The sequence below is a fragment of the Gordonia sp. 11cp genome (genome assembly GCF_057767225.1).
Genome location: NZ_CM173437.1, coordinates 3,777,899 through 3,802,702, shown reverse-complemented (window position 1 = coordinate 3,802,702; position 24,804 = coordinate 3,777,899). Strand labels below are relative to the sequence as shown.

Annotated in this window: 18 protein-coding genes and 3 rRNA genes; 5 read left to right on the top strand and 16 right to left on the bottom strand. The window is 65.4% G+C overall.

All coding sequences use genetic code 11. The features are described 5' to 3' along the window. Nucleotides 1-35 precede the first annotated feature (35 nt). Complete coding sequence (gene mce, locus AC3B6C_RS17000; RefSeq protein ID WP_488373549.1) at nucleotides 36-506, top strand: methylmalonyl-CoA epimerase; 471 nt, start codon at nucleotides 36-38, stop codon at nucleotides 504-506. Nucleotides 507-702: 196 nt separating this feature from the next. Then, entirely contained in the window at nucleotides 703-1,671 is a 969-nt protein-coding gene (locus tag AC3B6C_RS16995; RefSeq protein WP_488373548.1) for a hypothetical protein, read from the top strand. Nucleotides 1,672-1,686: 15 nt separating this feature from the next. Here AC3B6C_RS16995 and nucS read toward each other — a convergent pair whose 3' ends face one another. Beyond that, nucleotides 1,687-2,370, bottom strand: a complete 684-nt coding sequence (gene nucS, locus AC3B6C_RS16990; protein ID WP_010841719.1) for an endonuclease NucS — start codon at nucleotides 2,368-2,370, stop codon at nucleotides 1,687-1,689. Nucleotides 2,371-2,438: 68 nt separating this feature from the next. Further along, entirely contained in the window at nucleotides 2,439-3,872 is a 1,434-nt protein-coding gene (gene glsA / locus AC3B6C_RS16985) for a glutaminase A (RefSeq protein WP_488373547.1), read from the bottom strand. Between the two features lie 90 nt (nucleotides 3,873-3,962). Between glsA and AC3B6C_RS16980 the strand changes: the two genes are divergently transcribed. Next, nucleotides 3,963-4,841 carry a universal stress protein gene (locus AC3B6C_RS16980; RefSeq protein WP_014926357.1) on the top strand — a complete coding sequence of 293 codons (879 nt, stop codon included), beginning with the start codon at nucleotides 3,963-3,965 and terminating at the stop codon, nucleotides 4,839-4,841. An 80-nt stretch (nucleotides 4,842-4,921) separates the two neighbouring features. On the opposite strand, the gene rrf is transcribed toward AC3B6C_RS16980, so the two are convergent. The 3 genes from rrf to AC3B6C_RS16965 all read right to left on the bottom strand — a co-directional run bounded on the left by rrf (nucleotide 4,922) and on the right by AC3B6C_RS16965 (nucleotide 10,258). Beyond that, nucleotides 4,922-5,038, bottom strand: a 5S ribosomal RNA gene (rrf, locus tag AC3B6C_RS16975). A gap of 121 nt (nucleotides 5,039-5,159) precedes the next feature. Then, nucleotides 5,160-8,296: ribosomal RNA gene (locus AC3B6C_RS16970) — 23S ribosomal RNA — on the bottom strand. Between the two features lie 439 nt (nucleotides 8,297-8,735). Next, a 16S ribosomal RNA gene (locus AC3B6C_RS16965) occupies nucleotides 8,736-10,258 on the bottom strand. The 16S, 23S and 5S rRNA genes sit together here, the layout of an rRNA operon. A 729-nt stretch (nucleotides 10,259-10,987) precedes the next feature. On the opposite strand from AC3B6C_RS16965, the gene mftM reads away from it, so the two are divergent. After that, nucleotides 10,988-11,851, top strand: a complete 864-nt coding sequence (gene mftM, locus AC3B6C_RS16960; protein WP_488373546.1) for a mycofactocin oligosaccharide methyltransferase MftM — start codon at nucleotides 10,988-10,990, stop codon at nucleotides 11,849-11,851. A gap of 39 nt (nucleotides 11,852-11,890) precedes the next feature. Here the strand turns inward: mftM and AC3B6C_RS16955 are convergent, their stop codons facing one another. From AC3B6C_RS16955 to murA, 7 genes are all read right to left on the bottom strand, one after another. After that, nucleotides 11,891-12,547, bottom strand: a complete 657-nt coding sequence (locus tag AC3B6C_RS16955; RefSeq protein ID WP_488373545.1) for a MadR family response regulator transcription factor — start codon at nucleotides 12,545-12,547, stop codon at nucleotides 11,891-11,893. Then, on the bottom strand, nucleotides 12,544-13,923 hold the full coding sequence (locus AC3B6C_RS16950) for a MadS family sensor histidine kinase (protein ID WP_488373544.1): 1,380 nt from the start codon (nucleotides 13,921-13,923) through the stop codon (nucleotides 12,544-12,546). Before AC3B6C_RS16950 ends, AC3B6C_RS16955 begins: the two co-directional genes overlap by 4 nt. Further along, entirely contained in the window at nucleotides 13,923-15,098 is a 1,176-nt protein-coding gene (locus AC3B6C_RS16945) for an iron-containing alcohol dehydrogenase (protein WP_014926353.1), read from the bottom strand. Before AC3B6C_RS16945 ends, AC3B6C_RS16950 begins: the two co-directional genes overlap by 1 nt. A gap of 64 nt (nucleotides 15,099-15,162) precedes the next feature. Continuing rightward, nucleotides 15,163-16,692: a MadC family VWA domain-containing protein gene (madC, locus tag AC3B6C_RS16940; protein WP_488373543.1), complete on the bottom strand. Its 1,530-nt coding sequence runs from the start codon at nucleotides 16,690-16,692 to the stop codon at nucleotides 15,163-15,165. A gap of 5 nt (nucleotides 16,693-16,697) precedes the next feature. After that, nucleotides 16,698-17,801: a MadB family AAA-type ATPase gene (locus tag AC3B6C_RS16935; protein ID WP_488373542.1), complete on the bottom strand. Its 1,104-nt coding sequence runs from the start codon at nucleotides 17,799-17,801 to the stop codon at nucleotides 16,698-16,700. Nucleotides 17,802-17,879: 78 nt separating this feature from the next. Next, nucleotides 17,880-19,151, bottom strand: a complete 1,272-nt coding sequence (gene mdo / locus AC3B6C_RS16930) for an NDMA-dependent methanol dehydrogenase (protein ID WP_010842989.1) — start codon at nucleotides 19,149-19,151, stop codon at nucleotides 17,880-17,882. Nucleotides 19,152-19,289: 138 nt separating this feature from the next. After that, nucleotides 19,290-20,546: a UDP-N-acetylglucosamine 1-carboxyvinyltransferase gene (gene murA / locus AC3B6C_RS16925; protein ID WP_014926350.1), complete on the bottom strand. Its 1,257-nt coding sequence runs from the start codon at nucleotides 20,544-20,546 to the stop codon at nucleotides 19,290-19,292. Between the two features lie 96 nt (nucleotides 20,547-20,642). Here murA and AC3B6C_RS16920 point away from each other — a divergent pair, with 96 nt between their 5' ends. Further along, a complete protein-coding gene (locus AC3B6C_RS16920; protein ID WP_488373540.1) occupies nucleotides 20,643-21,260 on the top strand; it encodes a cob(I)yrinic acid a,c-diamide adenosyltransferase in 618 nt (205 codons plus the stop codon). A 46-nt stretch (nucleotides 21,261-21,306) separates the two neighbouring features. Here AC3B6C_RS16920 and AC3B6C_RS16915 read toward each other — a convergent pair whose 3' ends face one another. The 4 genes from AC3B6C_RS16915 to AC3B6C_RS16900 form a co-directional block, all read right to left on the bottom strand. Next, the gene (locus AC3B6C_RS16915; protein WP_010842986.1) at nucleotides 21,307-21,747 is read right to left on the bottom strand and encodes a DUF2550 domain-containing protein; all 441 of its coding nucleotides are present in this window, start codon (nucleotides 21,745-21,747) and stop codon (nucleotides 21,307-21,309) included. Between the two features lie 216 nt (nucleotides 21,748-21,963). Then, the gene (locus AC3B6C_RS16910) at nucleotides 21,964-22,344 is read right to left on the bottom strand and encodes a F0F1 ATP synthase subunit epsilon (RefSeq protein ID WP_004021258.1); all 381 of its coding nucleotides are present in this window, start codon (nucleotides 22,342-22,344) and stop codon (nucleotides 21,964-21,966) included. A gap of 9 nt (nucleotides 22,345-22,353) precedes the next feature. Next, nucleotides 22,354-23,802, bottom strand: coding sequence for a F0F1 ATP synthase subunit beta (atpD, locus tag AC3B6C_RS16905; protein WP_010842985.1), 1,449 nt, complete (start codon nucleotides 23,800-23,802; stop codon nucleotides 22,354-22,356). 70 nt (nucleotides 23,803-23,872) lie between these two features. Next, nucleotides 23,873-24,796, bottom strand: coding sequence for a F0F1 ATP synthase subunit gamma (locus tag AC3B6C_RS16900; protein WP_014926348.1), 924 nt, complete (start codon nucleotides 24,794-24,796; stop codon nucleotides 23,873-23,875). Between the last annotated feature and the right edge of the window lie 8 nt (nucleotides 24,797-24,804).

Here is a 24,804-nt window from a genome sequence, read left to right as displayed (position 1 = left end):
CTGTGCGCTCAACACCTCAACGCTACCGTTGTCCCATGTCTTCCTCTGCAACGGACCCCAGCACCACCGCACTCATCTCCGACCTGATCGTCGCCATCGATCACGTGGGCATCGCCGTCCCCGATCTCGACGCCGCCAAAGAGTGGTATGCGACCCATCTCGGGTTCGAGACACTGCACCAGGAGACGAACGCCGAGCAGGGTGTCGAAGAGGCCATGGTCGGACCGGCCGGTGGCACCGGCGCGGTGATCCAGTTGCTCGCACCGCTCGACGAGTCGTCCACCATCGCCAAGTTCATCGACCGCAGCGGCCCCGGGCTCCAGCAGCTCGCCGTGCGGGTGACCGATGTCGACGCGGTCACCGCACGACTCACCGAAGCCGGCGTCCGCGTCCTTTACCCCGCCGCCAAGCGAGGCACCGCGGACTCGCGGATCAACTTCGTGCACCCCAAGGACGCCGGCGGTGTCCTGCTCGAACTCGTGGAGCCCGCCGCGACCGCGCACTGACCGGTCGCGACTGCCGAAAGTCGCTGCCCCGCTGACCAACTCAGCACGACCGGCCGGACGGACCCAACGACGGTCCGACCGGCCGGCGCGTCCACGCGGTCGTCCTCGCGACGACCGCGTGGACTGCGAAGATCGGTCGCGCGCGTCGTCGCCGACGCCGAGGAGATCGCGCGCGCTCTCCGATACACTGGCCGCCATGCCAGGTCCCGCACGGCAATTGCCCTTCGCGATAGTGATGCGCGGTTATGACCGTGAGCAGGTCGCCGACCACCTCCAGCGGCTCGACGCCGATCTGCGCGTCCTCGCCGCCGATCGCGACGCCGCCACCGCCAATGCGCACGAACTCGCCGCGCATCTCGAGGACGCCCGCGAGGAGATCGCCGAACTCCGCCGCGAGATCGACAAGCTCTCGGTCCCGCCGACCACCGCACAGGGCATGAGCGAGCGACTGTCCCGCATGCTACAACTGGCGTCCGACGAGGCGTCGGAGATGCGCGCCGAGGCCTCGGCCGAGGCTGCCGAGACACTGTCCATCGCCCGCCAGGAGGCCGCCGACATGCGGTCCTCCGCCGCGACCGACGCCGAGCGTGTCCGCGGCGAGGCACGCTCCGCCGCGAAGAAACTCGTCGACGAGGCCGCTGCCAGGGCGCGGCAGGTCAAGGAGACCGCGGCCGCCAACGAGTCGGAATCCGCCCGCCTCATCGCCGAGCGCACCGCCGCGATGGAGGCCGAACACACCAAGACGATGCAGGCCGCGAAGGACGAAGCCCGTCGTCTCGTGGAGAAGGCCAAGGCCGAGGTCGCCGAGCTGGAGGCCGTGAGCGCCGCCGAGCGCCGCGCCGAGCGCGAACGCCACGACGCCGAGCTGGCCGACCAGCGCGAACGCGCCCTGGACGAAGCCGCACACATCCGGCAGACCGCGCTCGACATCGCCACCGAGCGGCTCGACAGGTCTCGCGAACTCGCGCGGGCGGCCGATCAGACGCGTCAGGACATCGCCGCAAATCTCGGTCGGCTCCGCGAGAAGCTCGCCGAGCTACCGGAGCTGCTCGCCCAGCCCGACGACTCCGAGTACGCCGTCCTGTCCGACGCCGACGACCTCGAGCTCCTCGACCGCAAGCTGTCTCCGGAGGCGCGGTCGTCGGAGGTACGCTCCAACGCCTGACCGGCTCGGCGTGCTCTAGAAGAGCCGGAACTCCGTGCTTTCCGCTCCCCGCAGTTCGTCGTAATCCAGCACCACACAACGGATTCCGCGATCCTCGGCGAGAGTCCGAGCCTGCGGCTTGATCTGCTGGGCGGCGAAGACCCCGGCAACCGGGGCGAGCGTGGTGTCGCGGTTGAGCAGTTCGAGATATCGGGTGAGCTGCTCGACGCCGTCGATCTCACCGCGCCGTTTGATCTCGACGGCCACGGTGGCACCCGACGCGTCTCGACACAGCAGGTCGACCGGCCCGATCGCGGTCATGTACTCGCGACGGATGAGGGTGTGGCCCGGCCCCAGCGTCTCGACGTGCTCGGCGAGCAGTTCCTGCAGGTGCGCCTCGACGCCGTCCTTCACGAGCCCGGGGTCGACACCGAGCTCGTGCTGGGAGTCGTGTTCGATCGACGCGATGGTGATGCGGAGTTCTTCACCGGCCTTGTTGGTGACGACCCAGTACGCCTGCGCCTGCGTTCCGTCGGGAACCTGCGCCTCGGTGAGCCAGCACGGCGGGCTCATCCAGTTCAATGGCTTGTAGGCACGGTCGTCGGCGTGCACGCTCACCGATCCGTCGGACTTGATCAGCAGCAACCGCCGAGCCATCGGCAGATGAGCGGTCAACCGCCCCACGTAATCGACCTGACACTCCGCGATGACGAGACGCACGTGCCCACCCTAGGGCATCGGAATCGACTTCCCCTCGACCCCCGGCGGTCGCGTCGCCCATGCCGCGGTCACTGGTCGTAATAGTGCTTCAGCAGAAACGTCTCGGCGTCGATGACCGCGTCGTCCATCGTCGAATGCACATGTGGAAGCGCAGGATCGAAGCCCTGGAGTTCCGGCGGCGCATCGAGATCGGGCACCGCCGCATCGTTGCGGTGCCGGTCGACACTGGAACGGACGACGCCGTCGGGGTCGACGAGAGCCGCACGCCGCCCGCTGTCGTCCAGCAGTCGTTTGATGCTCAGCACCATGGTGCGTGCGACGGCGTCGATCACCCCGATCCGCGAGATCTCGACGATGACCACGGTGTAGTCGTCGAGGTCGGCTTCGAGGCGTCGCTGCACGCTCTCGGCGCCCGCGAAGGTCAGGTCACCCTGCAGTTCGTAGACGCGGATCCGGTCGCGACACGTCCGGAGGTAGCTGCGCTCCTGTTCGCCCCACTCGGCGCTGACGGGGGTGTCGGCGAGGTCGTACACCGAGCGGATGGTCACGCGGCTCTCTCGTGTCACGTTGAACATGTGCAGCCCGAGGTCTGTCGACAGATGGCGGCAGACCTCCACTCCGCGGACGCTGTTGCCGTGGGCGTCGAGCCGTGGCGAGTACACGCCGATGCCGAGCTGGCCCGGGAGCACCGCGAGGATGCCGCCCCCGACGCCGCTCTTGGCCGGCAGTCCGACGGAGGTGACCCAGTCACCCGCGCCGTCGTACATGCCGCACGTCGTCATCACGCTCAGCAACCGCTGCGCAGTTTCATTGGAGAAGACCGTCCGGCCCGTACGGGGATTCATCCCGCCGTTCGCGATGGTGGCGCCGATCCCGGCGAGGTCGTCGGTCGTCACCCGGATCGAGCACTGCCGGTAGTAGAGATCGAGCGCCGCGTCCGGACTGGTCTCGAGGGCGCCGAAACTGTCGAGCATGTACGCGATGGCTCGATTGCGCGAACCCGTCGCGGCCTCTGAGGCGTAGACCTCCTCGTCCATGACCAGATGCCGGCCGGCACAGCCCGAGTAGAACTCGAGCACCTCTCGGAACGCGGCGTCCACCGCGGCGTCGTCGACGTCCCGCGTCGGCGGGAGGAGCATCGACGCGGCGAAGATGGCCCCGGCGTTGATCATCGGGTTCTTGGGGCGGCGACGGTCGTCGACGCTGATCTCGTTGAACGCCTCCCCCGACGGCTCCACGCCGATCTTCGCGTCGACCGCCGCGGTGCCGTGCTTCTTCAGGATCATCGCGTAGGTGAGGGGTTTGGAGACCGACTGGATCGTGAACGACGTCGCGGAATCGCCCTGCGAGTAGGTGTGCCCGTCGTGCACGCACAGCGACAGTCCGTAGCCCTCGGGGTCGACCGCGGCGAGTTCGGGGATGTAGTCGGCGACGTGCCCGGACCGATCCGAGTGGCATTCGTCCATGATGTGGCTGAGGTATCCGTCGACGAGGGATCGCATGCCCCCATCTAAGCGTGTTCCCCGACGTTCCGTCCCGATGACTAGGCTGGCGACGAACGGGGACCGGGATAGAGACGTTTGGGAGTACGGATGAAGCTGCTCGTCGCCTACATCGCCACCTCGGGGGGCGAGGACGCGGTCGCACTCGGTGCCTGTCTCGCGCGCACCTTCGACGCCGAACTCGAGCTCTGCATCGTCATCCCTCCCGAGCCCGAGAGTGCCGACCCGTCCGAACAGGTGTCGGTGGAACGGCTCTCCGACGCCCTGGACAGCGCCGCCAGACGTTGGCTCGACGCGGCCGCGGAGAAACTGCCCGACGACATCGAACTCACCACGACCATCGCCGAACACCCCAATCCGGGTGAGGGACTCATCGTCCAGGCCCAGCGGACCTCGGCGGACATGTTGGTGATCGGCGGCGCCGGCGGCGGCATCCGCGGGCGGCACACGCTCGGGACCGTCGTCAACGACATCCTTCACTCGGCACCGGTGCCGGTCGCGGTGGCCCCACCGGGGTTCGCGCATCTCGGTGCCGACGAGGTTCGGGAGATCTCGGTCGCCATCGGCGATCGACCCGGGACTCCACTGCTGTTCGAGACGGCGCTTCGGAGCGGTGTTCGTGCCCACCGACCGATCCGCTTGATCTCGCTGGTGGCCGTCGACGACGTGCAACCATGGCGCACCGAACCGGAGGAGCGGGCACTCGATCATGCTCGCGAGCATGCGCGTCGCAGCCTGGAAGCAGCCAGAGAGCAGCTGCCACAGGACTTCCCAGTGAGCTCAGTGGTTGCCCAGGGATCCACGGTCGAGGAGGCGGTCGGTTCGCTGGACTGGCAGGACGGCGACATCGTCATGGTCGGATCCAGCCGGCTCGCGGCGCCCAACACCCTGTTCCTCGGCACGACCGCGGCGAAGATCCTCCGCGCTGTGTCCGTTCCGATGATCGTCGTCCCCAAGGGCACCGACTGAGTCTGGCGCACAGACCAAAATGATGTGGATATGAGAAATGCCCCGCAACCAGGCGGTTGCGGGGCATTTCTGGATGTTGTGTTCGGCGGTGTCCTACTCTCCCACACTGATTAAGGTGCAGTACCATCGGCGCTGGAGGGCTTAGCTTCCGGGTTCGGAATGGGGCCGGGCGTTTCCCCTCCGCTATAGCCGCCGTAACTTTGTGAAACAACCACACACGATTGCTTATTTATAGCCTTCGTGTGTTGTTTCAGAAGTACATAGTGGATGCGAACACAACCAGAAACCAATGAATGATCTGGTGATGTTGTGGGTGTTGTTGGTAAGTCCTCGGCCGATTAGTACCAGTCACCTGAACACATTGCTGTGCGTACAGTTCTGGCCTATCAACCCCATGGTCTGTAGGGGGCCTTAACCCCGCAAAAGGGGGTGAGAAACCTCATCTTGGAACAGGCTTCCCGCTTAGATGCTTTCAGCGGTTATCCCTTCCGAACGTAGCTAACCAGCAGTGCCCCTGGCGGGACAACTGGCACACCAGAGGTTCGTCCGTCCCGGTCCTCTCGTACTAGGGACAGGTTTCCTCAAGTTTCTTACGCGCGCGGCGGATAGAGACCGAACTGTCTCACGACGTTCTAAACCCAGCTCGCGTGCCGCTTTAATGGGCGAACAGCCCAACCCTTGGGACCTACTCCAGCCCCAGGATGCGACGAGCCGACATCGAGGTGCCAAACCATCCCGTCGATATGGACTCTTGGGGAAGATCAGCCTGTTATCCCCGGGGTACCTTTTATCCGTTGAGCGACACCGCTTCCACTTGCCGGTGCCGGATCACTAGTCCCGACTTTCGTCCCTGCTCGACATGTACGTCTCACAGTCAAGCTCCCTTGTGCACTTACACTCAACACCTGATTGCCAACCAGGCTGAGGGAACCTTTGGGCGCCTCCGTTACCTTTTAGGAGGCAACCGCCCCAGTTAAACTACCCACCAGGCACTGTCCCTGAACCCGATCAGGGTCCGAGGTTAGAAGTCCAATACGATCAGAGTGGTATTTCAACAACGACTCCATGAACACTGGCGTGCCCACTTCACAGTCTCCCACCTATCCTACACAAACCGAACCGAACACCAATACCAAGCTATAGTGAAGGTCCCGGGGTCTTTTCGTCCTGCCGCGCGTAACGAGCATCTTTACTCGTACTGCAATTTCGCCGAGTCTGTGGTTGAGACAGCAGAGAAGTCGTTACGCCATTCGTGCAGGTCGGAACTTACCCGACAAGGAATTTCGCTACCTTAGGATGGTTATAGTTACCACCGCCGTTTACTGGGGCTTAAATTCTCAGCTTCGCCACCAAAGTGACTAACCGGTCCTCTTAACCTTCCAGCACCGGGCAGGCGTCAGTCCGTATACATCGTCTTACGACTTCGCACGGACCTGTGTTTTTAGTAAACAGTCGCTTCTCTCTGGTCTCTGCGACCCACACCAGCTCAGGCAGTACATGCCGTCACCAGGATGGGTCCCCCTTCTCCCGAAGTTACGGGGGCATTTTGCCGAGTTCCTTAACCACAGTTCTCTCGATCGCCTTAGTATTCTCTACCTGACCACCTGTGTTGGTTTGGGGTACGGGCCGTGTACCAACTCACTAGAGGCTTTTCTCGGCAGCATAGGATCATGGAATTCACCGCAACGGCTACGCATCACCTCTCAGGCTTCATGAACGACGGATTTGCCTATCGCTCGCCCTACAGGCTTACACCAGTACAACCACTGACTGGCCCCACTACCTTCCTGCGTCACCCCATCGCTTGCCTACTACCAGCCAAGGTCCCATGCATCACCCCAACTCGGCACCCGAAGGCACTCTCGTGAGGATCAGGATGGTTAGTACAACTGATTCAGCATGGGCGCGGATACACGGGTACGGGAATATCAACCCGTTGTCCATCGACTACGCCTGTCGGCCTCGCCTTAGGTCCCGACTCACCCTGGGCGGATTAGCCTGGCCCAGGAACCCTTGGTCATTCGGCGGCAGAGTTTCTCACTCTGCTTTCGCTACTCATGCCTGCATTCTCACTCCCACACCCTCCACCACTAGATCACTCTGTAGCTTCCACGGATGCAGGACGCTCCCCTACCCACCCACACACCTGGCCGGAACCCCGTAAGGCTCCGACGGGCAATATGTGAGTGCCGCGGCTTCGGCGGTGTACTTGAGCCCCGCTACATTGTCGGCGCAGGATCACTTGACCAGTGAGCTATTACGCACTCTTTCAAGGGTGGCTGCTTCTAAGCCAACCTCCTGGTTGTCTTCGCGACCCCACATCCTTTTCCACTTAGTACACGCTTAGGGGCCTTAGCCGGCGATCTGGGCTGTTTCCCTCTCGACTACGAACCTTATCGCCCGCAGTCTCACTGCCACACTCTCACTTACCGGCATTCGGAGTTTGGCTGACGTCAGTAACCCTGTGGGGCCCATCGGCCATCCAGTAGCTCTACCTCCAGTAAGAAACATGTGACGCTGCACCTAAATGCATTTCGGGGAGAACCAGCTATCACGGAGTTTGATTGGCCTTTCACCCCTACCCACAACTCATCCCCTCCATTTTCAACTGAAGTGGGTTCGGGCCTCCACAACGTCTTACCGACGCTTCACCCTGGCCATGGGTAGATCACTCCGCTTCGGGTCTAGACCCGGCGACTCAAACGCCCTATTCAGACTCGCTTTCGCTACGGCTACCCCACACGGGTTAACCTCGCCACCGAGCACTAACTCGCAGGCTCATTCTTCAAAAGGCACGCCATCACCCACCGCAGTAAACTACGCGCAGGCTTTGACGGATTGTAAGCGTCCGGTTTCAGGTACTATTTCACTCCCCTCCCGGGGTACTTTTCACCTTTCCCTCACGGTACTAGTCCGCTATCGGTCACCAGGAAGTATTCAGGCTTACCGGGTGGTCCCGGCAGATTCACAGCAGATTCCACGAGCCCGCTGCTACTTGGGGACACCGTCACGCAAGACCATGTGTTTTCAGCTACCGGACTCTCACCGACTACGGCAGACCATTCCAGGCCACTTCACCTAACACACGATTTTCTGACTCACGCTTCCACAGGCAGATGGAAGAAGACGAACCCCACAACCCCACACACACAACCCCTACCCGGTATCACATGCGCATGGTTTAGCCTCATCCGCTTTCGCTCGCCACTACTCACGGAATCACAATTGTTTTCTCTTCCTATGGGTACTGAGATGTTTCACTTCCCCACGTTCCCCCCACACAGCCTATACATTCAGCTGGTGGTAACACGACATCACTCGTGCTGGGTTTCCCCATTCGGACACCCTCGGATCACAGCTCGTTTGACAACTCCCCGAGGACTATCGCGGCCTACCACGTCCTTCATCGGCTCCTGGTACCAAGGCATCCACCGAACGCCCTTACACACTTACAACAACACCTACAAACAACCCCCACCACACAACCCCAAAGAGTCACGCCGCGAGGACCGAATGTAGACATCAACTAAACAAACAAATCATTTTCTGCTAAATCACAGACCAACAAAAGTTGGTTTGAAATAAAGATGCTCGCATCCACTATGCACTTCTCAAACAACACACACCCACCCACGAATCCGTGCTCCCGCAACCATCACAGTCACGATCACCACCCGAACCCGCATCATGAGCTAGGTCAGAGACAACACTGGTGTGTTCCCTCAGAACCCCGATAGCGTGACGATGAACCCGCCGGCCCTCACGAGCACTGCAGTCACCCCGCACCGACACCAGAAAGCGCCGAGCATGGATGTGTCTGATGTTTCACCCTTGAACACACACACGCCGCAGAACAAACGCCTGCTGAAACATGTGTTGTTGTGTGCTCCTTAGAAAGGAGGTGATCCAGCCGCACCTTCCGGTACGGCTACCTTGTTACGACTTCGTCCCAATCGCCGATCCCACCTTCGACAGCTCCCTCCCACAAGGGGTTAGGCCACCGGCTTCGGGTGTTACCGACTTTCATGACGTGACGGGCGGTGTGTACAAGGCCCGGGAACGTATTCACCGCAGCGTTGCTGATCTGCGATTACTAGCGACTCCGACTTCATGGGGTCGAGTTGCAGACCCCAATCCGAACTGAGACTGGCTTTAAGGGATTCGCTCCACCTCACGGTATCGCAGCCCTCTGTACCAGCCATTGTAGCATGTGTGAAGCCCTGGACATAAGGGGCATGATGACTTGACGTCATCCCCACCTTCCTCCGAGTTGACCCCGGCAGTCTCCTGCAAGTCCCCGGCATAACCCGCTGGCAATACAGGACAAGGGTTGCGCTCGTTGCGGGACTTAACCCAACATCTCACGACACGAGCTGACGACAGCCATGCACCACCTGTACACCAACCACAAGGGAACGACTATCTCTAGCCGCGTCTGGTGTATGTCAAACCCAGGTAAGGTTCTTCGCGTTGCATCGAATTAATCCACATGCTCCGCCGCTTGTGCGGGCCCCCGTCAATTCCTTTGAGTTTTAGCCTTGCGGCCGTACTCCCCAGGCGGGGTACTTAATGCGTTAGCTACGGCACGGATCCCGTGAAAAGGAACCCACACCTAGTACCCACCGTTTACGGCGTGGACTACCAGGGTATCTAATCCTGTTCGCTACCCACGCTTTCGCTCCTCAGCGTCAGTTACTACCCAGAGACCCGCCTTCGCCACCGGTGTTCCTCCTGATATCTGCGCATTTCACCGCTACACCAGGAATTCCAGTCTCCCCTGTAGTACTCAAGTCTGCCCGTATCGCCTGCACGCCTACAATTGAGTTGCAGAATTTCACAGACGACGCGACAAACCGCCTACGAGCTCTTTACGCCCAGTAATTCCGGACAACGCTCGCACCCTACGTATTACCGCGGCTGCTGGCACGTAGTTGGCCGGTGCTTCTTCTCCAGGTACCGTCACTCACGCTTCGTCCCTGGTGAAAGAGGTTTACAACCCGAAGGCCGTCATCCCTCACGCGGCGTCGCTGCATCAGGCTTGCGCCCATTGTGCAATATTCCCCACTGCTGCCTCCCGTAGGAGTCTGGGCCGTGTCTCAGTCCCAGTGTGGCCGATCACCCTCTCAGGTCGGCTACCCGTCGTCGCCTTGGTAGGCCATTACCCCACCAACAAGCTGATAGGCCGCGGGCCCATCCCACACCGCAAAAGCTTTCCACCAACCACCATGCGACAGTTGGTCATATCCGGTATTAGACCCAGTTTCCCAGGCTTATCCCAGAGTGCAGGGCAGATCACCCACGTGTTACTCACCCGTTCGCCACTCGAGTACCCAGCAAGCTGGGCCTTTCCGTTCGACTTGCATGTGTTAAGCACGCCGCCAGCGTTCGTCCTGAGCCAGGATCAAACTCTCCATGAAAAAACAGCGAAACAAAACCAACCCCACAAAAGGGCCAGCGTTTCAACAAAAATCAGGAAAGCACAACCTGACCAAAATAAACCTAGCAAAAATGTGACACCCAGACGGGGCCGAGCGCCACACAAAACAAACATCTACATCCACAAAAGATGCACGATGCCAAAAAATGGCATCAGACAATTCATCATCACACTATCGAGTTCTCAAAGAACACACACCCACCAGCTACCCACCCCAACCAGGGCTCTCACCAGCAGACTTGCATGTCAACCTACCAAGCCACCCCGTCTCCGAGGCAACTCTTCCAACCTACCAGACACCAACCCCAGCCCGCAACCCAGTAACAGTTCCGAACCTCAGGGACCTGGCAACCCCAATCACCTGGCAAGACACAAAGCCTCAACCAAAACAATCAGGGGCGGTCAGTCACAAACCCGGTCTCCACTCCCCGAACCAGACCCTTCCAGGCCCTCCGGGGCGGCGCCGTGGCGCGCTGACTCGAAGAAAGTTACGCAACGGGACCGCCAGGGTCAAATCCCCTGTTCGACGCGCCACGGTTGTGCCATATCTGCAGGTCACCGCTCACCCGACGGTACCGAAAAGCTCTGAAGCGCGCAGATTTCCGCGAATCACACCGATGTGACGTGCGTCGCAAACCACCCTTTCGGACAGGTCACCATCCCCAGTCGGCCAGTTATGCGCAGGTCACGGCGCTCCTACGGTCGATTCATGACCGCGACCGATCTGGCAACGACCTCGACGAGTGCGCCTGTCGAACCATCGCCGGCACTCCCGTTCGCGCCGCGGGCGCTCCGATCCCCGCTTGTTCCATCGGGTTTCACACGTTGTGGGCTCCTCTCCTGGCGTCGACAGTCAGGCGCCCTGCTCATCGCGCATCCCTTCGACGAACGGAGCATCTCCGACGCGGTCGTCGTCGACGGTCTCGTCGCGCTCGTCGAGGCCGGGGTGTTGGCCGGCCAGGCGCAGTTCGAGTCCGCGGCGACGGGCATCATCCGCACCGCGGCGGGCACGCCCGCGGATGCCTGGTCGGCCTTCTATGACAATTCTCTTCGCGAACTGCGCACGGGCGCTTGCGCATTCGCGCCGGTCCACCAGCGGGCACGCAGTCTGATCGCGGGCCGGAGTGTGCTGGAGGTGGGGTCCTGCTTCGGATTCTTCGCCCTCGCCTGCGCGCTGGACGGCCTCGAGGTCTCGGCCTGCGACATCTCGCCGGGTGCGGTGTCGTTGCTCTCCCGGGCCGCACGCCGAGTCGGACTCCCCGTCGTCGCAACTGTCGGGAACGCGACCGCACTCCCCTACGCCGACGACTCGGCGGACACCGTCACCCTCATCCATCTCCTCGAGCACCTCGACCCTGCCGGCGCACGCACCGCGCTCGGCGAGGCGCTCCGGGTCGCGCGAAAGCGCGTGGTCGTCGGGGTGCCGTTCGAGGACAAACCGAGCCCGCACTTCGGCCACCTCGTGCGGCTCACCGAAGACGACCTGTACGACTGGGCACGATCGGTGCCACACGCCGGTGCCGAGATCCTCGTCGACCACGGCGGCTGGCTGATTCTCACCCCCGGACCCTGAGCCCCCGAATGCTGAGCCCAGGAATGCCGAGCCGAGGTCTCAGATGAGCCCGCGCTTGCTGGCGATGTAGACCGCGTCGGTCCGCTTCGACACCCCGAGTTTGCGAATGATGTTGCGAATGTGGAACTTCACGGTTGATTCCGAGATGTAGAGCGTCTCGCCGATACGCTTGTTGGACAGTCCGTCCGCGAGGAGTCGCAACACCTCGCGTTCCCGATCACTGAGTGCCTCGGACGTCTCGTTCTCACCTGACACCGCACGCAACACCACGGCCGCACTGCGCGGGTCGAACGCGCTCCCGCCACCCGACACCGCCTGGATCGCGCGCACGAGTTCGGTCGTGTCGACGTCCTTGACCACGTATCCCCGGGCACCCGCCCGAACGGCGCGCACCACGAGGTCGTCGTCGAGAAACGTGGTGAGCACCAGCGCCGCGACCTCCGGGTGGCGCTGCGCGATCTCCTTGATGACACGTAATCCCTCGTACTCGGTGCCGGCGGACAGCTTGAGGTCGACCACCACCACGTCGGGACGTCGCGCGTTCACCTCGGCGAGCGCGGCGTCGGCCGTCCCCGCCTCGCCGACCACCTCGACGACGTCCTCGCGTTCCAGCAGCGACCGCATGCCCTGCCGCAGCAGAGCGTGGTCGTCGACCAGAAGCGTCCGGATGGGACGTCTGATGTCGTTGTCACTCAATCGAACTCCTTGATTCCGAGCGGATCGTCGGCGATGGCGGTGTTCGTCGAGCCGACCGGCAGCGCCACCGCGACCCGGATGCCGCCGATCCGCGACCGTCGGATCCGCAGTTCACCCCCCAGCTCGGCGGCGCGATACGACATGTTCGCCAGGCCGCGGTGCCGTCCGGCGGTGAGATCGCCGAGCGAGGCGGTGCGCATCACCCGGCGCAGATGCTCGGGATCGCCCACACCGTCGTCGTCGACCGACAGTGCGACCGTGTCCGCGGAGTAGGTGAGAGTCACCGTGACCTGGTCGGCGCGGGCGTGCACAGCGGCGTTGAACAGGGCCTCGCCGGCGATCCGCAGCAGGGCGTGCTGGACTTCGTCGGTCAGATCCCGCGCCCGGCCCCGCACATGGACAGCCGTCGTCAGGTCCGGTGGCATGTGCAGCGAGCACAGTTCGGTCAGGACGTCGCGCACGCTCGGCGACGGTGCGTTCGTCGCGTTGTTGAGCGCGTAGATGAACGACCGCAGCTGTTCGACGGCTTCCTTGGTCAGCCGGCCGGCCATCTCCAGGCGGTCGAGTGCGGGGCCCTCGACGAGGTCGCGGCACAGTTCGATCTGCACGCCCGCCGACAGCACCGACTGGGTGACCGAGTCGTGGAGTTCCCGGGCGATCCGTGCGCGCTCCTCGTTGAGCACGGTCGCACGCATCGCGGCCGACAGCTCCCGCTGGGTTCGTTCGAGCTCGGTGTTGCGCTTCGCCAGTTCGATTGCGTGCCTGTCTGTCTCGGAGAACAACTCCGCGTTGAGCAGCGCGACGATCGCCTGACTGGCCAGGATACGCAGGACGACGAGGTCGGTCGGGTCGACCATACGGCCGACCGGTGTCCAGGCCGAGAGCCCCCCGACGACGTTGCCGTCGAGTTCGACCGGGACATGGACGTGGTCCTCCTGCAGGATCGCGCCGTGCAGGACGGTCTCGTGTCCGCGCAGGATGTCGTTGAGCCGATTGAGGACTTCGTCGGGCAGGTCGTCGGGCGCGTCGGCCCGCTCGGAGCCCTCGAAGGCGTACAGCCGGCCACTTCCCGCGCTGATCAGGTGACGCGGGGCCGATTGCTCCAGCCGCCCATCTGCCAGCGCGAAGACGACCCAGTCCGCGCCCAGATGGTCCCGCGCAGCCTCGACAACCGCGATGACGAGCGCCTCGGGCCCCTCGGCGGTACGGACGAGAGCGCGTGAGATCCGCTCGAGTGCCCCGACCACGCGACTCAACCGCGCCTCGACCCCGCGCAGCGCCGCATAGTGACTGCCCTTGACACTGCGGAGGCCGACCAGGCTGTCGAGGTCGGCCTGTTCGGGGAGCGCGCTTCGCTCGGGCGACGGACCGGTCATCAGAGTGCTTCGGCGTAGAGATCTCGGATGCCCGCGGCCTGCGGTCGCCGCGGGTTGGTGGTCATGCACGAGTCCGCCAGCGCGTGGGTGGTGAGGCGGTCGAGGTCGGCGGTGCGGACGCCCAGCGGTTCGAGCGACGCGGGCATCCCCACCCGGGCACCGAGGGCGGCGATGGCATCGGCGAGCCGGTCCGCGACGGTCCGGGCGTCGCCGGAGGTCTCGACCCCGATGGCTCCGGCCAGGTCGACGAAACCGTCGGCACACACGTGGGCGTTGTAGCGGATCACATGCGGCAGCAGGACCGCGTTGATCGCACCGTGGGGTGCGTCGCAGTGTCCGCCGACCGGGTGACTCATCGCGTGGGTCGCGCCGAGGATCGCATTGGTGAACGCCATCCCGGCGCGCAGCGCGGCCAGTGACATCTCCTCGGCCGCCACCCGGTCCCGCGGATCGTCGACGAGACGCTCGAGATGCGTCCACACCCCGCGGATGGATTCCAGCGCAAGCGAATCCGTGAGCCGCCCGTGCGCGAGCGAGACGTAGGCCTCGACGCAGTGGGTCAGCACATCCATGCCCACCTGCGCGGTGACCTCGGCGGGCGCGGTCATCAGCAGGGTCGGGTCGCTCACGGTCACGTCCGGCACGAGTGATCGCCCGATGATGGTCACCTTCGTACGGCGCTCGGCGTCGTTGATGATGCAGAACTGGGAGACGTCCGCGCCGCTGCCGGCCGTCGTCGGCACCGCGATGAGCGGCGGAAGCGGCCGCCGGGCGCGGTCGATCCCCTCGTATTCGAGGATGTGACCGCCGTTGGCGGCCAGTACGGCAACCCCTTTGGCCGCGTCGATCACCGAGCCGCCGCCCAGGGCGACGAGGCCGTCGGCGTCGTGCGCCTTGTAGGCGAGGAACGCGGCCGCGACCTCGCCGGACCGTGGGTTGGGCGACACATCCAGGTACGACGCCGCGTCGAGGCCGCCGGCCCGCAGCCCGGCGATGAGCTGTGCGTACCACGGCGTGCGTTCCAGACACCGGTCGCTGACCACGAACGGCCGGCGCATCCCGAGTCCCGCCGTCGCCACCGGCACCTCACCGAAGGCCCCCGGTCCGAGAACGATCTCCGGCGTGTGGAACTTGGCGACCTGGCCCGATGTCCGCCGGCGCGCGTCACCCAGCATCCGACCTGCCTCCCATCCGTCCGCCCCGACCGCCCGGCTCACCGGTACCCCGACGCTACCCACGTCATCTGAGCGCCGCACCCAACTCGTCGCAGCGCGCGAGCATCTCGGCGCCGTCACGCACACTGACGACGCCGCTGCAATGGTCGGCGTAGTCGGCCATCGCACATCCGGACTGCGCCCAGTAGCGTTCGGGTTCCGGTGTGATCCAGGCGATCCGGTGAGATCGGCGACCCACCTCGGCGACCAGGTCGACACGCGGGTCGAGTCCGTTGCTGCGCGCGTCCCCGACGACGAGCACCGATGTCCGCCTGCCGATGAGGTCGCCGAACTCGCCCAGCAACTCGCCGAACATGCGCCCGTAGTCGCTGGTCGCGGCGAGGTCGAGGCCGTCTGCGGCGAGCACCGCCGCGAGTGCCGAGCCGGCCGCCGCGGTCCGCAGGGCGGTCGTGACACGCACCGGCCGATCGACGAATGCGATGACCTCACAACGGTCGCCGAAGCGGTGCAATGTCTGTGCGAGACGCAGGATGAACCCGGTGACCGGACGGACCGAGAGCGAGACGTCGACGAGGACCAGCATCCGGACCGGACCGGGCCGCCTGCGACGACGCCACAGTTCGGCGGGCACGCCGTCGGTCGCGACCGCCGCGCGCATCGTCGCCCGGATGTCGAGGGCCCCGCGGTCGACCGGGCGGACAACGCGCCGCGGCGCGCCCCGCATGCGCTGGATCAGCCGGTGACATGCACGGTCGATCTCGGCCTGGTCGACGTAGGCCTCGGCCGGACGGTCGACGCCTGACACCGCCTCGACGGCGCCGGCGTCCAGCCGCGCGACCAGCGCGTCCACGAAGGCACCGAGTGCACGTTCCAGTTCGGCCCTCCGGACGTCGCCGAGATCGTCGGTGCCGTCGACACCGTAGGCCTTGCGCGGATCGTAGGCGTCGAGAGCGGCCAGGATGGCCGAGGCACCGGCCAGCCCGAGTGGCCGGCTCGAGACCCGGGCCGCAGGTCCGGTCAGTTCGCCGACCGTCGACGAGTCGGCGGTGTCGACCTCGACGGTGTACGTCACTCCCCCGCCGGTCGTTCCGCCATCCGGGTCGACACCGAGCTGCTCGGCTCCGGCCGAGACGCTGAAGTCGTTCTCCTCACGGTGAGCGCTCTCGGCGTCGCGGTGCCCGGCATCGGGATCGTCCGCCATCAGGTGGCCGATCTCGTCGGTGTGCTCGTCGGCACCGATCTGCCGGGCAGCACCCTCGAACTCCTCGTCCCAGACGACGTCATCGGGCAGATCCGCCGCGACCCCGCGCGCCCGGGGAAGGTCGTCCCCGTCCGCCGGATCGGGTTCGGCGCCGAGGAAGAACAGCTCGAACGCCCGCGCAAAACCCGCTGTCTCATGACCGTATTTGACGCAGACACTCTGCAGTGCCGCGCGCAGGACAGCCGGTTCGGCGGCCCCGACCATCGCCAGGGTGCGGCGGATCTCGATCACCTCGGCCGGCGAGGCCGCGACGCCGGAGCTCCGCAGGACCCGCCCGAACGCGACGGCGAGCAGATCGAGCGGGTCCGCCGGCCTCGACGTGGCAACCGGCATGGAGGTCACCGGCCCGGTCGGGCATCCGCGCTGCGGGCCCGTCCGGCACCGAACGCGCGCGCGGTCACCGACCCGCCGGGCGTCGTCCCGTCGACCCCGATCGGCGATCCGGTCGCCCGCGAGCCCCCGGCGTCGGACTCGGCGGACAGTGCGCGCCGGGCGATCTCGCCGTCGGATCCGAATTTCACGAGCAGTGCCAGCAGCGCACCGTGATGGTGCGCGTCGATCGGCGTGCCCGGCTGCCCGTCCCGGCTTCGGAGATAGGAGGCGGCCCGTGCGGCGTCGATCACCTCGGCGATGGACGGGCTCTTGCGCAATGGGAGGTCCCGGAGGCGACGCGCGAGGTCGACCACCTCACCGATGACCGTCTCCTCGACGTCGGGTGCGCGGACCGCGACGATGTCGCGTTCGGTCTGCGGATCCGGATAGTCGACCTGGAAGTGCAGGCAACGACGCTTGAGGGCCGGCGAGAGTTCACGGGTGTCGTTGGAGGTCAGGATGACCCACGGCGACGATCGAGCCGCGAACGTCCCCAGTTCGGGGACCGTCACCTGGCGCTCGGCGAGGACCTCGAGCATGACCGCCTCCATCGCCTCGTCGGTGCGGTCGATCTCGTCGACGAGGAGGACCGTCGGCGACGACGACGTGATGGCCGCCAGGAGTGGTCGCGCGACCAGGAAGTCCTCGGTGTAGACGCCGACCTCGGCGCGCGCCAGTGCCGAACTCGCGGCCGAGAGGGTCGTCTCGGCGGCGAGCTCGGCACTGATCCGGTCCCGCAGCATCTGCACGTGGAGAAGCTGCCGCGCGTAGTCCCATTCGTAGAGGGCGCGCGACTCGTCGAGACCCTCGTAGCACTGCAGCCGGACGAGCTCGCGACCCGACGCCGCCGCCAGCGCTTTCGCCAGCTCCGTCTTGCCGACCCCGGCCGGCCCCTCCAGCAGGAGGGGCCGGTCGAGGAGCGTCGCGAGATGGACGACGACCGCCAGTTCCGGACCGATCAGGTACCCCTGCCCGCCCAGGGCATCGGTCAGCTCCTCCACCGAAGGGAAGGAACGGCTGTCCGGGGTGATGTCCTCGGTTGCTGCCCTGGGTGCGCACACGTGCGTCATCGGATGTCGGACTCCTTGTCGGCCTACGGTTCTCGGTACAGGTGGGGATCTCGGATCAGGGGTGCAGGCGGGCGCGCGTCAGTAGCTGCCGGTGAAGGCGTGAGCCACCATCGGGATCAGCGATTCGACGGTGCTCTCCCGCGGGTTGCCCGGCGTGCACCAGTCGTCCATCATGTGCTCGGCGATCGCGCGGATCTGCTTGTCGGAGGTGTCCATGGTCTCGCCACGACCCTCGTACTTGCCGGTGTTCATCCGGTTCTTGTCGTAGCTGCTCGTCGACAACTGACCGAAGTTGTCCGGGATGCCGAGGTCCTTGGACAGCCGGATGGCCTCCTCGACGGCGGCGTCGGCGGCCTGGACCGTGGTCATCTTCGACGTGTCGACACCGAGCAGGGCCGCGATCTCGGCGTAGCGCTCGAAACGGGCCGGGAGGTTGTACTCCCACACGCGGGGCAGGGCGATCGCGTTGTTCAGGCCGTGATGGCTGTCGTAGAACGCGCTCACCGCGTGCGACAGCGAGTGCACGAGTCCGAGACCACCGGAGTTGAAGGCCTGTGCGGCGATGTACTGGGCATGCATCATGCCGGTTCGGGCTTCGAGATTGCGCGGGTCGTACACCGCGGTACGCAGATGGTCGCGGATCAGCTCGATCGAGTACTTGGCATTGCCCAGCGAGGGCGCGAAGTCCAGACGCGACACGTAGGGCTCGCTGGCGTGGGCGAGCACGTCGAAGCCGCAGAACGCGGTGAAATGCTCGGGGCACGTGTAGTACAGCAGCGGGTCGTCCATGGCGAGATCGACGAGACAGGTGTCGTCGAAGGCCACCCACTTGTGCGGCTTGTTCATGTCCGACGTGTCGGTGATGACGTAGGCCCAGGAGGTCTCCGACCCCGTGCCGGCCGTCGTCGAGACCGCGATGTGCTTCGGGTTCTCCTTGTTGGTCGCCTTGGAGAACCCTTCGAACTCGTTGATGTTGCGGCCGTCGTGGGCGATGACCATCCGCGCGCCCTTCGCGGCGTCATGACTGGAGCCGCCGCCCACCGAGATAATGCCGTCGCACTTCTCCGACTGGTAGAGAGCTGCGGCATCCATGCAGTTGTAGTCCTTGGGGTTGGACTCCACCTGGTCGTAGAGCACCACGTCGACGCCCTGGTACTCGATCTTGCCGATGAGCTCCTCGATGATGCCGGAGCCGCGCAGTCCCGTGGTCATCAGCAGCGCGCGGGTCATGCCCAGGTCCTTGGCCTCCACACCGAGCATGTCGTGTGCGCCGACACCCAGTTTCGCCTTCGGGAACGGGTGGAACTCCTTGATCGGGAAGTCCCAGATCTGGTTCAGCTCAATGGCCATGGTGGTGAACTCCTTGTGACGGTTGGGTCTGTCACAACGAGAATGTCGCCCAGATCACAACCGGGACAAGGGGTCCTGCCCGTACTCGACCACAGTGCACCCGCAGGGACGGGTCGGTACCTGCCCGATCGGACAGGTTCAGTCGCGCACGCGCTCGATCTCGCCCCCGAGACTGCGCAGGATCTCCACGAAATGCGGATAGCCCCGGTCGATGTGCTCGACGTCGTGCACCTCGGTCACGCCGTCGGCGACGAGTCCGGCCAGTACGAGGCCGGCTCCCGCGCGGATGTCCGAGCACCAGACCGGCGCACTCGAGAGGCGGTCGATCCCGCGGATGACCGCGTGGTGACCGTCGGTCCGCGCGTCGGCACCCAGACGGATCATCTCCTCGACGAACCGGAACCGGGCCTCGAAGACGTTCTCGGTGATGACCGACATGCCGTCGGAGATGGACGCGAGACCGATGGCCATCGGCTGCAGATCGGTGGGAAAGCCGGGGAACGGCAGCGTGGAGACGTTGACGGCGGTCGGACGACGGTCGTGCCGGACCCGGAAGCCGTCGTCGAAGGTGTCGACCACGGCTCCGGTGTCCACCAGTTTGTTCAGGACCAGTTGCAGGTGTTGGGGTTTCACGCCCCGGACGGTCACGTCACCGCGGGTCATCGCGGCCGCGATCCCCCAGGTGGCCCCGACGATGCGGTCCCCGACGACCCGATGGGTGGTCGGCTGCAGCCGGTCGACGCCGACCACGGTCAGCGTCGACGTTCCGGCTCCGTCGATCCGTGCGCCCATCTGCTGCAGCATCACGCAGAGGTCGACGATCTCCGGCTCGCGCGCGGCGTTGTCGATGGTGGTCTGCCCCTCGGCCAGCACGGCCGCCATCAGGATGTTCTCGGTCGCCCCCACCGAGGGGAACTCCAACGCGATCGGTGCGCCGATCAGCCTGTCGGCTTCGGCGACCACACAACCGTGTTCGATGGAGCTGGTGGCGCCCAGCGCGCGCAGACCCGCCTGGTGCATGTCGAGTGGCCGCGACCCGATCGCGTCGCCGCCGGGCAGCGCGACGACGGCTCGATGGCAGCGCGCCATCAGCGGACCGAGAACGCAGACCGAGGCGCGGAACTGCCGGACGGCCGCGAAGTCGGCGTGGAACTTCGGCTCCGCGGGGGCGGTGATCGACACCGTCTCGCCGTCCATGTCGACGACCGCACCCAGACCGCGGAGTACGTCGGCCATCAACGGGACGTCGGCGATCTCGGGTGCGTTGGTCAGCACGGTCGTCCCCTCGGCGAGGAGTGCGGCGGCCATCAGTTTCAGGACGCTGTTCTTCGCGCCGCCCACTGCCACCTCGCCGGACAGACGCGCTCCCCCGGACACCAGAAACCGATCACTCACGCCTGCCACCTTAACCGCCCGGGTTCACCGGCCCCCGGCCCGTACGTCCGACCCCGTGCGTCCGGCCGCGCGGGTCCCGCGCAGTACATTCGACGCATGGCGGTACACCTGACGAGGATCTACACCCGGACCGGTGACGACGGTTCCACCGGACTGAGCGACTTCTCGAGGGTCCCCAAGACCGACCCGCGCGTGGTGGCCTACGCCGATTGTGACGAGGCGAACGCCACCATCGGTCTCGCCCTCGCGCTCGGCGGCGACGTACCCGGCGACATCCGGGAAGTCCTCACCACGATCCAGAACGACCTCTTCGACGCCGGCGCAGATCTGTCCACGCCCGTGGTCGACGATCCCGAGTACCCGCCGTTGCGCATCGCCCAGGACTACATCGACGCCCTGGAACGCTGGTGCGACTCCTTCGGCGCCGATCTCCCTGCGCTCGACTCGTTCATCCTGCCGGGCGGGACACCCCTCGCCGCACTGCTGCACCAGGCACGCACGGTCACCAGGCGGGCGGAGCGGTCGGCCTGGGCCGCGGTCGCCGCCCATCCGGATGACACCAGCGTGCTGCCGGCGAAGTACCTCAACCGGCTGTCGGATCTGTTGTTCATCCTGTCGCGGGTCGCCAACCGTACGACCGCGGACTCACCCGGCGACGTCAAATGGGTGCCTGGCGGTAGCCGGCAACGGCCCCCGGCGAAGCCGGAGTCCTGACACACAGGCGAAGCCGGGATTCTGACACACAGGCGAAGAAGCGATCCTAGGCGCTCTTGCGCCGCTGCGATCTCGCGGACTGACGGGATTCCAGCCAGGACTGGAACGCGGTCACCGCGCCCGGCCCCATGGCCAGTTCGTAGTCGTCATCGGCCTGGCCTGCGGTCTGGACCTGCAGGATGAGCATGCCGTCCAGGATCTCGGTCTCGGTTCCTTCGGGCGCGCGACGACCGGAGATCTCCATCCCCTGTCGTGCGAAGGTCACGTTCGGTCCGGGCTTGAGGGACGTGAGGCGGTAGTACCGCAGCGAGTTGTCGCTGTAGTGCACCGTGCCGTGCCGCCACCCCTCGTCGACCGCCGCGGGCACGGTGCGCAGCAGGACCGGCGTGCCGGCACGCCGAAGCTGGGCGAGGCGGATGATCAGAAGCGCACACACCAGGACCGCCACCGCCAGCAGCACACTGAGCAACACGACCGCCAGCGACATCACCTACTCCTTCGTCCGGTCACCGCGTGCGAACGAAGCGTCGAACCCGGTAGGGCTCAAGACGGCTTGGGCTGCGCGCACGCGGGACAGGGGGCTGTGATCACAAGCATGCCAGAACCTGCACATGAGACGCCAAACGGCCTCGGCCGGCCACCGGGGTGATCCCGGTGGCCGGCCGAGGCCGGTCGTTGACCCGAACCGCTCTCGCGGTCCGTTCTAGCGTGAAAGGTGTTGCGCCGCAGTCAAACGCGCGTGAGCACGGTGGTACTCCGGCGAATCCGGCTCCGCTTCGTCGAGCGCGGTCTTCTCCGCGTTGACGTCGACGTCGTCAGCCCAGTCGGCGGACTCCGCCAGCACCGTGACGGCTTCGCCGGTGACGGAGAGGAATCCGCCCTCGACCGCTGCCGCGCGACGGTTGCCGTTCTCCTCGACGATCACCACGAAGCCACCCGGGACCAGCTGGCCCAGGAGCGGCTCGTGGTTGGCCAGGACACCCAGCTCACCGACGGTGGTCTGCGCGATCACGAACGTGGCCTCTCCCGAGTACAGGCTCTGATCCGCGGAGACAACCTCCACGTGGAAGGACTTCTCAGCCATGGCGAATCGCTACTTTCCGCTGATCTTGGCGGCGGCGGCCTCCACGTCGTCGAGTCCACCGCAGCTGTTGAACGCCTGCTCGGGCAGGTGGTCGAACTCGCCCTTGGCGACACGGTCGAAGGCCTCGATGGTGTCGGCGAGCGGAACGACCGAGCCCTTCTGGCCGGTGAACTTCTCGGCGACGAGGAAGTTCTGGCCGAGGAACTTCTGGATACGGCGAGCGCGCTGCACCGTGACCTTGTCCTCTTCGGAGAGCTCGTCCATACCGAGGATGGCGATGATGTCCTGCAGTTCCTTGTACTTCTGCAGGATGCGCTTGACCTCGTTGGCGACGCGGAAGTGCTCGTCGCCCACGATCGACGCCTCGAGGATGCGCGAGGTCGAGGTCAGCGGGTCCACGGCGGGGTAGATACCCAGCTGAGAGATCGGACGCGAGAGCTCGGTGGTGGCATCGAGGTGGGCGAACGTGGTGGCCGGCGCCGGGTCGGTGTAGTCGTCGGCGGGGACGTAGATCGCCTGCAGCGAGGTGATCGAGCGGCCCTTGGTCGACGTGATGCGCTCCTGGAGCTCACCCATCTCGTCGGCCAGCGTCGGCTGGTAGCCGACCGCGGACGGCATACGACCGAGGAGGGTCGAGACCTCCGAGCCGGCCTGCGTGAAGCGGAAGATGTTGTCGATGAAGAGCAGCACGTCCTGGTGCTTCACATCGCGGAAGTACTCCGCCATGGTCAGCGCCGACAGAGCCACGCGCATACGCGTGCCCGGCGGCTCGTCCATCTGACCGAACACCAACGCGGTGTCCTGGAGAACGCCCATCTCCTCCATCTCGAGGTGGAGGTCGGTGCCCTCACGGGTGCGCTCGCCGACGCCGGCGAACACCGAGGTACCGGAGAACTCACGCGCGATACGCGTGATCATCTCCTGGATGAGCACGGTCTTGCCGACACCGGCACCACCGAACAGACCGATCTTGCCGCCCTTGACGTACGGGGTCAGCAGGTCGATGACCTTGATACCGGTCTCGAGGATCTCGGTCTTGCCCTCGAGCTCGTCGAAGGCCGGCGGCTTGCGGTGGATGCTCCACTGCTCGCCGTCGCGGCCGAGGCCCGGGCTGTCGAGGCAGTCGCCGAGGGCGTTGAAGACGTGACCCTTCACGACGTCACCGACCGGCACGACGATCGACTTGCCGGTGTCGGACACCGCCGCGCCGCGGACCAGGCCGTCGGTCGGCTGCATCGAGATGGTGCGCACCAGGTTGTCGCCGAGGTGCTGGGCGACCTCGAGGGTCAGCGTCTTGGCGACCGAGGAGAGGGCGACCTCGGCGTGCAGGGCGTTGAACAGTTCAGGAATCGAGCCCCGCGGGAACTCGACGTCGACCACGGGGCCGATGATGCGGACGACCCGCCCGTCGGCGGAACCCGCCGACTGCGCGGAGGGGGTTTCTACTGCTGCGGTCATGGTGCTTGGGTCACTTCCTCTTTATCGAAGTATGGGTTCTCGTCGGTCCGGACTCGACTGGCGCAGACGGCTAGTTCGCCAGTGCGCTCGAGCCGCCGACGATCTCGCTGATTTCCTGGGTGATCTGGGCCTGGCGGAGCTGGTTGGCCTCGCGCGACAACGACTTGGACAGGTCCTCGGCGTTGTCGGTCGCGGCCTTCATCGCGGTACGGCGCGCGGCCGACTCCGATGCCGACGAATCCAGCAGTGCCGCGTAGACCCGCGTCGCCACGTACTTCGGCAGCAGCGCGTCGAGCAGCGTCTCGGCCCCGGGTTCGAAGGTGTAGTTGCGCGACGGCGTGTCGTCGGACGAATCGTCGTCGGTCGACACGACCAGCGGCGCGACCCGCCGGACCTCGGGCACCTGCGCCAGCATCGACTGGAAGCGCGTGTACACGAGGTGCAGCTCGTCGACGCCCTCGAGGCTGCCGTCGCCGCCCGGGCGCTCGACCTCGGTGCCCGACCCGGCCACGAAGAGATCCACGAGGAAGCTCGTCGCGGTCGCGGCGTCCGAGTACTGCGGGGACTCCGAGAAGCCCGTCCAGGAATCGGCGACCTCCAGACCCCGGAAGCCGAAGAACCCCACTCCCTTGCGTCCCATGACGAACAGGACGGCTTCCTTGCCCTCCTCGCGCAGGAGCGCGATGAGTTCGCGGGTCGCCTTCAGCACATTGGCGTTGTAGCCGCCGCACATACCTCGATCGCTGGTGACGACCAGGATCGCGGCACGCTTCGGGTTCTCCCGCTCGTTGAGCAGCGGGTTGTCCAGCGAACCCGAGTTGCTCGCCAGCTCGGAGAGCACGGCGGTCATCTCCTGCGAGTACGGCTTGGCCGCGGCCACCCGTCCCTGGGCCTTGGTGATGCGCGAAGTCGCGATCAGTTCCTGCGCCTTGGTGATCTTCTTGGTCGACTGGACCGACCGGATGCGTGAGCGCAGCTCACGAATGCTGGCCATGAGCCCTC